Source organism: Chitinophaga japonensis (genome assembly GCF_007830125.1).
Taxonomy (GTDB): Bacteria; Bacteroidota; Bacteroidia; order Chitinophagales; family Chitinophagaceae; genus Chitinophaga; species Chitinophaga japonensis.
Window position 1 is genome coordinate 189,134 of the sequence record NZ_VLLG01000005.1, and the last position, 11,445, is coordinate 200,578.

Genomic DNA, 11,445 nt, shown 5'->3' on the forward strand with positions numbered 1-11,445 from the left:
TTTTTAAGTCCCGTACCTATGTTCCTGCAATTGGGATGCCACCCTTTTGTTGCGCGGGCTTAAAAAGGGCCGCCTCCTTTGGGGGGCGGCCTCTTTGGCTGTTGTCGGGGGTTAAAAAATAGCATACGTATCATCGATGGGTAATAAATACAGGGATGCGATGATCATTGATCACTTCCGTTATAAAGCTGCGCCTGAATGCCTGCGACATACCGGAGCGCCCGAATGAGCCGCATACCAGTATCGGGTTTTTGATATCGCTGATCCAGGTGTCAAAATATTTCTTCGGGTTCGCCTCCAGCACATGCAGGGTAAGGTCGCTGAAATGGCGGGCAGACAGCTCCTTGATATATTCCATATCCGGTATTTCCGGCCTGGGTTTTTCAGTAGCATACACCAGGATGGTCCTGTTATCGCACAGCTCGGGGAGCACGCAACTGAAGCTCTTGATAGCGAAAGCCGCATCTTCACCGCCGTCGTAGGACAGCACATTACTTTCCGGGAAATTGAACGTTTCGGGCGCTATGATCACCGGGCACTCCGCATTGTGCAGGGCCATCCGCAGGTATTCGTTCGGCGTTTCCGTGCCCAGGTTGGCGTAGAACATTTCACTGCCCAGCAGCAGCAGGTCGGCAAAGCGGGTTTCCTTTTTCAGCTCCGGCATGGCAAAGTCATAACGGTCCTTGTGCACGCGGTACTCGATGTGGTGCCGCACGCAGGCTTCCTCAAATGCCTTCACTTCCTGCTCCACTGTTTCCGCATTATAACCTTCCACCAGGGGAAGAAAGGCAGACGCACCTCCCTGCGCATAGCTGAGAGCGCTGGAATAGTCCACCTGCGGTAAAAAAACGCCGGTAAGCAAAATGGGCTGTAATTCATTCAGCCGGCGGGCAAATTCAAAAGCGCCTTTGGAAAAATGAGCCCCGTCAAAGGCAATGAGTATTTTCTTCATACCATTCGTTTTAAATAAAGTTAGGCAAGGAAAAAGGCGGCAACGATGATCTATGGCAGCAGGAAATATGATCCTCGTCAGTTCAGGGTCTGCTGATCCTTCACGTGGATAGCCTGCTGTTTCCACTCATCCAGCACCTGGATGGTCTTGAGCTGCAGTTCCCGGAATACGCCTATCGTCTTGAGCAGGTCCTGGAGCGCTTCCTCCTCGTTTTTCAGCAACTGCAGTTTCCGGAAACCCGGCAGCTTGTCCAGGCAACCTTCCAGGAAAGAGCAGATAATATCGGTGCTGCGCAGGAACTCCTCTGCAATGGCCTGTATCTGCCGGATATTGTCCGTGCTCACATCTTCGTAACTTTTATTATCCCGGGTGCCGGGCATCGCCGCCAGCTCTGCCGCAATATGCTGCTGCACATGATGCTGGTACACCGCCAGTATACGGTGATAGGTTTCCATCGTATCCAGCAGTTGCATATTCACAACCGGGCATCTCTTCAGCGCGTTAAAGCGTTTTTCCAGCCCATAGCCGGTAGATTGCAGCTTGTAAAGCAGTTCCGCCGCAATCGGGATATCTCTTTGCTGCAGCTTCAGCAGCAGCACCTGCGCATGCAGGCTGCCAGGGTCAAATGACCTGCTGTGCAGATCCAGTATCCTGGGCGTACCGTCTGAAGGAGCATAGTTCTTATAAATAAAGCTGCCATATTGTTCCAGCTCCTTAAAAGGATAGAAAACAAAGCCTTCGCAGAACTTTTTCTGTAATTCGGAATAGGAATACGAGGGAGACATACTGGTTCATTTTTTACAAAAGTGGGGGTAAAAAGCAGCGGAAATCAATGATTTCCATCAAGGCAGGCAGTGATAGTGATCAGCCGGTATATTTACCACGCTCAGCTTCACGTAGCGCAATAAAGCTTAACATTGTAATACGTAAAATACCCTTATATGACCTCCCCCCAACAAACGGTTGCTTCGGTGACAAAGCTGTTGCAGCTCGTCTTTTTTGCGGCTGCCATCCTGTATTTCGGCAAAACCTTGTTCATTCCCCTGTTCTTCGGGCTGCTGGTGGCGATGGTGATGTACCCGGTATGCAAGGGCCTGGAGCGCAAAGGCTGGTCCAGGACCCTGGCCACCACGGTGTCCTTATCCATCGTGGCGCTGCTGTTCCTCATGCTGCTGGCCTTGCTGGCCTGGCAGGTAAGCGCCTTCTGGCACGACTGGCCGCAGATAGCCCGCAAGCTGGAGATCCTTCTCCTGGACGTACAGACCTGGATCGCGGAACAGGCAGGCGTTACGCTGGATGTACAAACGAACTGGCTGCGCAACGTGGCGATGAACGCGGGGAACATTGTCAGCAACATGCTGAGAGGCACGCTCAGCACCACGATGAATGTTTTCTTCATGTTGTTCATGGTACCGGTGTTTGCGGCATTGTTCCTGTACCACCGCCGGGTTTTTGTGCAGTACCTGCGCGTAGTGGTGGGACCGGCATACCGCGAACGGCTGGACAGGATCCTGCAGGAAGTGATCCATACCTATTTTAACTATATCAAGGGCATGATACTGGTATATATTATCGTGGGCGCGCTGAACAGCATCGGGCTGCTGGCCCTGGGTATACGGCATGCCGTGCTCTTCGGGATGCTCACCGCTATTATGACCATTATCCCGTACATTGGCATTGTTGCCAGCGCCCTCCTGCCTATTTCCGTAGCCTGGACCACCAAAGGCTCCATCTGGTACCCGCTGGGCGTAGTAGGTGTGTTTTCCTTCGTGCAGTACCTCGAAGCCAACGTGATCTTCCCCAAAGTGGTAGGCGCCCAGTTGAATGTAAGCACCTGGGCCACACTGGTAGCGATCCTGGCTGGTGGCATCCTGTGGGGTGTTTCCGGTATGGTGCTGTTCATTCCTTTTGTGGCCATCCTCAAGATCGTAACAGACCATGTCGGGGAATGGAAGGGACTAAACCTGCTGCTGAGCAGAACCCCATGACCGGCATCATCGTTCCCATTGTCAGCCGTCATTTTTTAAGGGTGCCTGATCGTATAGCTTTGACGCTATCAAATACTTTCAGACGAATGAAAAAGATACTGCTGGCCTTTGATGGCACCCAATTTTCCCAGGGCGCATTTGAATTTGCCCGCCGCCTGCACGAGGCAGCGCCCATCCTGCTTACCGGCGCTTTTCTGCCCCAGGTGGATTTCTCCGCTGCCTGGAGCTATATTGCCGGCGACGGACCGCTGAATATTCCCACCGTGGAGCCTGCCACTTCCGAAAAAGTAGCGGCCAATATCCTGCAATTCGAATCGCTGTGCAAAGCAAACAACATTGATTTCAGGACACATAAGCATTTCCACAACCTGGCGCTGGCTGAACTGAGGAAAGAGACCCGCTTTGCCGACCTGCTGGTACTGGGCTGCGAAAGCTTCTTTGGCGGGCATACCGGTTACCTGACAGATATGCTGCACGATGCCGAGTGCCCCACGGTGGTGGTGCCTGAACAATTCCGGTTCCCGGAACAGCTTGTTCTGGCATATGACGGCAGTGCATCTTCCGTTTTTGCCATCCGGCAGTTTGCCTGCGTGCTGCCCGAGCTATGCAGGCTCCCTGCCACGCTGGTGTACGCCGGCGGCGAAACGGCCGCCCCTATCCCGGACGAGGATTATATTACGGAACTGGCCGCCCGGCATTTCAGTGATCTTGAGATCATGAACCTGGAGTTACCCGCTAACGGCGAATTCGCTTCCTGGCTGAACCGTATGCCCGCAGCCCTGCTGGTTGCCGGCGCTTTCGGCCGTTCGCTGTTCTCGCAGGCATTCCATGAAAGTTTTGCAGGAGAAGTAGTGGACCGTTATGCCACTCCTGTATTTATAGCGCATAAATAAAAAGCTATGCAACATCCGTTATCATATCCGCAGCCGCATCCACACCCGCATTTTCTCATCATGATGGAAAAGGCGCTGGCATGGGTATCCGCCATCGGGTTGCTGGCAGCCGCCTATCCTTTTTTAAAGGAACTGTACCAGTACCTCATGTGGCGCCTGTATGAAATATTCATACAGCACCAGCACCTGTTTTAAGGAGCGCTCATACCGTTTTCAGCCATTCATACAAGCGGTATACATCCTCCTTTCTGAACAATTGCGTGCCGGCGCTCATAGTAGCCGCCGTGCCGCAGGCCACGCCAAAGCGGAGCATGTCCGCCATGCTGCCGCCCTGCTCCAGCATCCACACCATTCCCGCCACCATGCTGTCGCCGGCGCCTACGGTGCTCAGCTTTTTTACTACCGGTGCCGGTACGGTGATGTGTTGGTCCCTGGTGATCAGCAAGGCGCCGGAAGGTCCCATGGACACCACCAGCACTTCGCAATACCCGTTGTCCAGCACCTGTTTGGCGGCAGCATACACTTCATCCAGTTGCAGGAAATCCTTGCCTACCAGGCTGCATAATTCGGAGAGGTTGGCCTTCAGCAGGTACAGCCCCTCTTTAGCCATCAACTGCAGGGAGGGGCCGGAAGTATCTGCGATGAAACGGGCGCCCATTTCCCTGGAGATATGCGCCAGCCGGGCGTAACAGTCATCCGGTGCGCCGGGCGGCAGGCTGCCGCTGGCTACAATAATAGCGGGAGCCGGTTGCAGCTCCTTTACGGCGGCCAGCACTTTTTCCAGCTCATCGCCGGTCAGCTCACCGCCCGGCATTACAAACCGGTACTGGGTATTGGTAGCGCGTTCGGTTACCATCACATTCTCGCGGGTGTTGGAGGCAACAGGAATAGCCGTGTAGCGGATACCGCTACCGGCTAACAGCTCCTGTAATATCGTTCCGTTGGTGCCGCCCGCAGGGAAAAGCGCCAGGCTGTCGCCGCCCAGTTCATGAAGCGCCTTGCTCACATTGATGCCACCGCCGCCTGCTTCAATCAACGGCTTTTCACAGCGCAGCTTTTTCTCGGGCACCAGTTTGTCTAGCGTGGTGCTTTTGTCTACTGCAGGATTAATGGTGATAGTAACGATCATTGTTTTAAAAGGTCAGTTTCATGTTTCAGCGCATCCACCAGCGGTGTGATATGCTCCCGCTTTACATCATTGTAATCTGTTACGGATATTTCGTCCTTGCTGCCTTTTGACAGCCGGGCGCCTATTTTCAGCAGCAGTTTGTCGCTCCAGCTCAGCTTGCTGAATTCAAGCTTGCCGGGGAAGAAATAGCAGCGGCATCTTTTATAAATATCTTCCGGTATGCTGGCCTTGATATAACCGGTCAGCCTGGCCGTTTCTTCCGGCTTCGTGCCGGACACCAGGAACAGGAAAAGCTGCTTCCCGGCCAACAGTTCCCGGTGCCGGTATATCCAGTTGCGCAACTGCAGCTTACCGATATACACGCTGCTGCCCAGGATAATATATTCCGCTGCCAACAGTTGTTCCTTCATTTCGCTACCGGCCGGCTCTACTGCACAATCCAATGCCGCACCCAGCCATATGGCGTACTGGCGTGTGGCGCCGTACTTGCCTTTATAGATGATCAGCCCTTTCATAAATATAAGTTAAGGATGGGTGATAAAAATGGGGATATCGGTGGTACGCAGCACACTGTCTGCATCGCTGCGGTGGAAGAAACGGGACATCCGGCTTCTGCCGTAGGCGCCATAGGTTACGATGCAATCTCTCCTGTGCATGAGCAGCGCCAGCATTTCCGGCACCGGGTCGCCGTTCAGGATGGTGTATCTTACCTCATCGTAGTGATGTTCCATATAGTCCTTGATGGAACTGTCCTTTGGCAGCTCGCTGTTGCCGCCTTCCGTTACATATATCACATTTACCGGCATATCAGAGAGACCGGGAAACAGTTGGGAGAACTGCCGGATGGCGTACATGGAGGAAAAAGTGCCGTTATAGGAGAAGATCAGCTCTTTCAGGGGATGTACCTTGTCCGGCAGTACCATTACGGGGCATTGCGCGTCTGCCAGCACATCTTTCACAAACTTCGGGGGATTGCTTTCGTACAGGAACGCAAAGGACGTGTTGTTGTTGATCAGCAGCAGATCCGCAAAACGGCTGGCGGCAATTACATCCGCTACCGGGAAACCGATGGTTTCGTATATCCTGATATCCTCGCCCCGGTTATCACAGGCGCGGTATACCCTGTCCACATGCTCTTTTCTCAGCCTGCGTCTTTCCTCCATGCTTTCCCGCACGACCTGCTCATACTGGAAAGTGGAAGTGCTGGCCACCGGCACCTGTTGCCCTACAATATCTTCCAGCAGTACAATGGTCAGCCGTCCCTGGGCCTCTTTGGTGATATACAGGAAACTATCCAACTGGTCTTCGGAGAAGTGCATGGCGTCAATAGCCGCAATTATTTTTTTCATCGTGATTGGGTTTTATCCGGCTAAGTTACCGGCCAGCCCCGGCGGAAAGAATGACACCGCTCAAAGCAGGCGCTGATTGTTGTCATGATGCTGTTTAGATAGCCGTACTGAACAATTGTGCTTCGGGCACTTTACGCCATAAACGGGCATCAAAGGCCATGCCTATATTGCGGATAAACGGGCGGCCTTCGGGGGTTACCTGTACCCTGCCAGGCCGTATTTCCACCAGCCCGTCCTTTTCCAGCTCCCGCAGCCGGTCCATGCTCTCCTGCAGGGCAATGCAGCGGATGCCCACAGGCTCCCAGGAGGTCTCAAACCGGCATAGCAGCGCCTGTATGTGCCGACGCAGCAGCAGGTCCTCCGCGTCCAGCAAATGTCCCCGCACTGCCGGCAGTGCACCATTGTTCACCATTTGTTGATAAGCAGCCACATTTTTTTCATTCTGCGCATACGCATTCCAGCAATCGCTGATGGCGCTGGCGCCCAACCCCAGCAGCAGGGAGGTACGGGCGGCTGTATACCCCATGAAGTTACGGTGCAGGCTTCCTTTCCTGAACGCGTCGTGCAATGCATTACCCGGCAGCGCAAAATGGTCCATACCAATCTCCGTATAGCCATGGGCGGTAAACAGCCGCTTGCCCAGCTCATACAGCGCGCGCTTCTCGTCATCGGCCGGCAGATCGGCTTCGGAGAACCGCCTTTGTCCCACTCCTTTTATCCAGGGCACATGGGCATAGCTGTAAAAGGAAATGCTGTCGGGCTGCAACTGCATGACCTGCTGCACGGTGCTTTCCATACCGGCCGGCGTTTGCAGCGGCAGGCCATATATCAGGTCAAAACCTATGGAGGAAAATCCCACCGCCCTGGCGTTATGCACTACCGCTGCCAGCGTTTCATAAGGCTGTATGCGGTTAATAACGTACTGCACCCGTTCATCCAGGTCCTGCACGCCCAGGCTGATTCGCCGGAAACCCAGGCTGTATAGCATTTCCAGGTGCGCAGGGGTGGTATTATTGGGATGGGCTTCAAAACCAAGCACCGCATCCGGCAGCAGCTCGGCGCTCCCGTAAATACCATCCAGCAGCTCTGCCAGGTGGCCGGGACTGAAAAAAGCGGGCGTACCGCCGCCCAGGTGGATCTCCCGTATGCGCGGCTTCTCACCGAACAACTGCAGGTACAACTGCCATTCTTTTAACAGCGCACGGATATAGGGCGCTTCCACGGCGTGATTCACGGTGATGTGCTTGTTGCACCCACAATACATGCACAGGCTTTCACAGAAAGGCAGGTGTATGTACAGGCTGATGCCGTCTTTTTCATTGGCAGCCCGGAAAGCGCCCTGCAGCCGGTGTTCCCAGTCCTGCACGGTAAAACGCGCCGTATCCCAGTAAGGCACTGTGGGATAGCTGGTATAGCGGGGGGCCGCTACATTATATTTCTGAATGAGGTTCATAATGGTATTTATTTATGACAACAACGTTCCACTACTTTGGGAGCGTCCGGATGCATGGAAGGACTGATATAGGGGATGCCAAGATTCATGCCGCGCATGATCAGCAGCAACCCCATGGCAGTGATCACTACCGGTACCAGCCGTTTTACACGATTGCGCAACTGCAGGCTGATGAGATGGCGGGCGCCGGTCACGGCGGCCATAGCCGGCAGGGTGCCGGCCCCGAAAGCAGCCATGAACAGGGCCCCTTCATAAGCGTGCGCGGTAGCCAGGGAGCCGGCTATGCCTAGGTACACCAGTCCGCAGGGCAGCAAGCCATTGAAAAAACCGATCGCGTACAGGGTGCTGAACTGCTGCCTGTGCAGCAGGCGGCCCAGCACCTTCCGCACGCCGCCGGTGAGCCAGCCAATACGCGCTGCTACCGGCATATGCCGGCCGGCCACATACTGCAAGACCACGATCAGCAACAACACGGTCCCCAGTGCAATAGACAGCCACTGTTGCAGCCCGCCCAGGTAGAACTGCCGCCCCAGCCAGCCGAAAAACAATCCCAGCAAGGCATAGGAAGTGATACGTCCTCCATTGTACAATAGGATGCCGGCCATTTTACGGCCACCTGCCAGGTGCTGTACCGGCAATGCCAACGCAATAGGGCCGCACATGCCAATGCAATGAAAACTGCCCAGAAAACCCAGTGAGAGGGCGGATAAAACAAGTGGCCACATTTTAATTAATTATTAATTCGCTTTCCTGAAAATAGGGCCTGCCATCCATCTCCCATTGCAGCTTCACCTGGTAACGCCCGGCAATGAAGCGCGCACGGTCCATTACCAGCCGGCCCTGCTCATCCATTTGTAAAGGCACAGAAAGGTCCTTCCCCGCATCTGCAGGACGGTAAAACAGTACCCGGCCCTCGAGCGAACGGCCGTGCAGCTCGCCGGGGAACAACAGCTCCACGCGGTTGCCGGCCTGCGTTACTTTCACCGGCGCCGACAAGCGGGCGGCATTCTCCCGGCCGTCTATTACCTCCTGGTATCGCAGCTCCGCCGCATAGTAATCCGGCGTAACCATGTCTATGCGGGTACGCATGCTTTTGATCACCAGCGTCAGCATGCCGGCGGCAAATAGTATGAATACAATAATGATCTTGTAACCCCAGTTCATAATGATGAAATATTTTGTTTGTTAATGACTACCGGCTGCTACCGGCCCCAGGAAAGTGGTCTTCAACTGTCCCACTTTTTGATGGCCGGCATACATGGTGATATGCACGGTGGATTTGCGCCGGGTGATGGCCTGGCGCGGCAGCACAATAAAGAATGTGCCTTCTCCCTGCCCGTCTGCCTTCACCGGCACCCGGTCATGGCCTACCATGATCAACTGCCCTCCTGCGTCGGTAAGGCGCAATTGCAGTTGCAGGTTATGCGCCGTTTTATTGACCAGCTTGATGCGGTACAGGTTGGAAACGCTGTCCACTCCCCGCTCCTGGTACAGCATGCCAGCCGCGCGCATTACGGTGCCGCTTACCGGCTGCCGGCTCAGCAGCAGGTAGCCGATAGCGCCCAGTATGGCGGTCAGCACCAGGGTATACACCTTCAAGCGCGGTGTAAAGCGCAGCGGCTGCTTCTCCGCAATCCCATTCTCAGAGGCGTACCGGATCAGGCCTTTGGGCAGGCCGGTTTTCTCCATCATGAAATTGCAGGCGTCTATGCAGGCGGTGCAGTTCACGCACTCCAGTTGCGTGCCGTTCCGGATATCAATACCCGTAGGGCATACTTTTACGCACTGCATACAGTCAATGCAGTCGCCAATCTGCCGCTCCTCGTTCTTTTTGAATTTTCCCCGCGGCTCTCCCCGCCTGTAGTCATAGGCTACTATCACGGAGTTCCGGTCCAGCAGCACGCCCTGCAAACGCCCGTAGGGGCATACGGTCGTGCATACCTGTTCCCGCATAAAGGCGAACACGCCATAGAACACCCCGGAGAAAGCGACAATTGTAATGAAGCCGCCTACATGCGCGGACAATGGGTCGCGCACAATATGCCCCAGTTCCTTCATGCTGATGATATAGGCCAGGAAAATATTAGCGATCCCGAAAGAGAGCGCAAAGAACAGGATATGCTTGAACGCTTTTTTGCGCACCTTGTCTGCGGTCCAGGGACCTTTGTTCAGCAGGCGCTGTGCAGCGGCATCGCCTTCTATCCAGTATTCTATACGGCGGAAAAGCATTTCCATAAAGATGGTCTGCGGACAGGCCCAGCCGCAAAAAAGCCGCCCGAAGGCCATGGTGAACAGCGCAATGAACAGGATGAACGCCATCATGGCCAGTCCGAAGAGGAAAAAATCCTGCGGCCAGAAGATGGCGCCGAACAGGATGAATTTGCCCTCCACCACGTTGAACATAAACAAGGGCCTGCCGTTTACCTGTATAAACGGCAGGCTGAAAAACAACACGAAGTATACATAACTCAGCATCACCCGGTAACGGTACAACTTCCCTTTGGGTTGTTGCACGTAGATCCAGTTGCGTTTCCCTTGTTTATCAACAGTGGCTATACTATCCCTGAACGTGTCTGCCTGTGCTTCCATGATCGTTATTCCATTGTGCCCTGGGGTTCCTTGCCATCCGGCGGGTGGGTGCCCTGCAGGGTTTTAATAAAACTGGTGAGCTGCGCGATCTGTTTGGGAGAGAAATCATCCTTCCAGGCTTTCATCCCTTTTTCGGGCACACCGTATTTGATGGTGCTGAACACCTGGTTCACCTTACCCCCGTGCAGCCAGTAAGCATCGGTCAGGTTGGGGCCTACCATGCCCTGGCCGGCCGCGCCGTGACAAGCCGTACAGTTCACCGCGAACAATTTCTGCCCGCTGGCAATATCACCGGCATCTGTCAGCAGTTGCACATTATTTTCGTCAATATTATTGGCGGCATTGGCCAGGTATTCCTGCCGGGCGGCTTCGGCTTTCGCTTCCGCAATGGCCAGTTCCTCCAGTTGCAGGGGCGCGCTGTGCGATACATGGTATACCCACAGGTATATAACGGCAAAGCCTATACTGAAATAAAAGCCCCATTTCCACCAGGGAGGCGTTGGGTTGTTCAGCTCCCGGATACCGTCAAAATCATGTCCCATGTCCTGCTCCTGCTCGGAGGCAGCGTCCACGGTGCGGGTCTTGTTCAGCTTCTCCCACCAGCTAATGGAGGGTTTACCGGGCGCCGGCGCCGGTTTGGGCTTACGCTTGCGCTCAATGCCTACCAGGTGCCGCAGCATCCACAACAAGGCAAAAATGACCAGCAGCTCCAGGGAAATAACAGATACCAGCAGGTAAAAAGATACCGGCGACATCCCGCTGATCGTAGTGGCGGCAACGGCTGTTTGCGCCTGCGCTTCCTGTGCCATACCCGTATTGCTAAGCAACAGACCGGTGATGATAATACCGGTGGCCATGGCAGCCGCTCCTCCACCTCCTTTCTTCATGCGCTCACGATAAATATCCATGGCGCCTATCACGGCATTAGCCAGCACGGCAATCGCAATGAGCAAGCCGATAATTATGGCCAGCAGCAACTGCACTACCGGGTTGTCAAGGGCGCCGGGCGGCTTGGGCTGCCCCTGCGCCGCGGCCGGCAGCACAATGCACAGTAAAAATGTTGCAAACAGGTATAAAGACTTACGGTTCATA

13 protein-coding genes are annotated in these 11,445 nt (G+C 54.6%); 3 read left to right on the forward strand and 10 right to left on the reverse strand.

Annotated elements, in window-relative coordinates; all coding sequences use genetic code 11:
• Positions 1-130: 130 nt before the first annotated feature.
• Both LX66_RS22125 and LX66_RS22130 read right to left on the reverse strand, forming a co-directional pair.
• A complete protein-coding gene (locus LX66_RS22125) occupies positions 131-952 on the reverse strand; it encodes an adenine nucleotide alpha hydrolase family protein (RefSeq protein ID WP_145717640.1) in 822 nt (273 codons plus the stop codon).
• A gap of 77 nt (positions 953-1,029) precedes the next feature.
• Positions 1,030-1,737, reverse strand: a complete 708-nt coding sequence (locus LX66_RS22130; protein ID WP_145717642.1) for a hypothetical protein — start codon at positions 1,735-1,737, stop codon at positions 1,030-1,032.
• 156 nt (positions 1,738-1,893) lie between these two features.
• Here LX66_RS22130 and LX66_RS22135 point away from each other — a divergent pair, with 156 nt between their 5' ends.
• From LX66_RS22135 to LX66_RS22145, 3 genes are all read left to right on the forward strand, one after another.
• Complete coding sequence (locus LX66_RS22135) at positions 1,894-2,940, forward strand: AI-2E family transporter (protein WP_145717643.1); 1,047 nt, start codon at positions 1,894-1,896, stop codon at positions 2,938-2,940.
• An 86-nt stretch (positions 2,941-3,026) separates the two neighbouring features.
• A complete protein-coding gene (locus LX66_RS22140) occupies positions 3,027-3,833 on the forward strand; it encodes a universal stress protein (protein WP_145717644.1) in 807 nt (268 codons plus the stop codon).
• A gap of 6 nt (positions 3,834-3,839) precedes the next feature.
• Positions 3,840-4,028 (forward strand): hypothetical protein, encoded by a 189-nt coding sequence (locus LX66_RS22145; protein WP_145717645.1) that lies wholly within the window; start codon positions 3,840-3,842, stop codon positions 4,026-4,028.
• A gap of 7 nt (positions 4,029-4,035) precedes the next feature.
• Here LX66_RS22145 and LX66_RS22150 read toward each other — a convergent pair whose 3' ends face one another.
• From LX66_RS22150 to LX66_RS22185, 8 genes are all read right to left on the reverse strand, one after another.
• Complete coding sequence (locus tag LX66_RS22150) at positions 4,036-4,962, reverse strand: 1-phosphofructokinase family hexose kinase (RefSeq protein WP_145717646.1); 927 nt, start codon at positions 4,960-4,962, stop codon at positions 4,036-4,038.
• Positions 4,959-5,477, reverse strand: coding sequence for a flavodoxin domain-containing protein (locus tag LX66_RS22155; protein WP_145717647.1), 519 nt, complete (start codon positions 5,475-5,477; stop codon positions 4,959-4,961). The genes LX66_RS22150 and LX66_RS22155 overlap by 4 nt, the downstream gene beginning before the upstream one ends.
• 9 nt (positions 5,478-5,486) lie before the next feature.
• Positions 5,487-6,311 carry a universal stress protein gene (locus tag LX66_RS22160; protein ID WP_145717648.1) on the reverse strand — a complete coding sequence of 275 codons (825 nt, stop codon included), beginning with the start codon at positions 6,309-6,311 and terminating at the stop codon, positions 5,487-5,489.
• A 94-nt stretch (positions 6,312-6,405) separates the two neighbouring features.
• Positions 6,406-7,764: an oxygen-independent coproporphyrinogen III oxidase gene (hemN, locus tag LX66_RS22165; RefSeq protein ID WP_145717649.1), complete on the reverse strand. Its 1,359-nt coding sequence runs from the start codon at positions 7,762-7,764 to the stop codon at positions 6,406-6,408.
• Between the two features lie 8 nt (positions 7,765-7,772).
• Positions 7,773-8,489, reverse strand: a complete 717-nt coding sequence (locus tag LX66_RS22170) for a sulfite exporter TauE/SafE family protein (protein ID WP_145717650.1) — start codon at positions 8,487-8,489, stop codon at positions 7,773-7,775.
• 1 nt (position 8,490) lies between these two features.
• Positions 8,491-8,928, reverse strand: a complete 438-nt coding sequence (locus tag LX66_RS22175; RefSeq protein ID WP_145717651.1) for a FixH family protein — start codon at positions 8,926-8,928, stop codon at positions 8,491-8,493.
• A 21-nt stretch (positions 8,929-8,949) separates the two neighbouring features.
• Entirely contained in the window at positions 8,950-10,353 is a 1,404-nt protein-coding gene (gene ccoG, locus LX66_RS22180; protein ID WP_145717652.1) for a cytochrome c oxidase accessory protein CcoG, read from the reverse strand.
• A 5-nt stretch (positions 10,354-10,358) separates the two neighbouring features.
• Positions 10,359-11,444 (reverse strand): cbb3-type cytochrome c oxidase N-terminal domain-containing protein, encoded by a 1,086-nt coding sequence (locus LX66_RS22185; protein ID WP_145717653.1) that lies wholly within the window; start codon positions 11,442-11,444, stop codon positions 10,359-10,361.
• Position 11,445 lies beyond the last annotated feature (1 nt).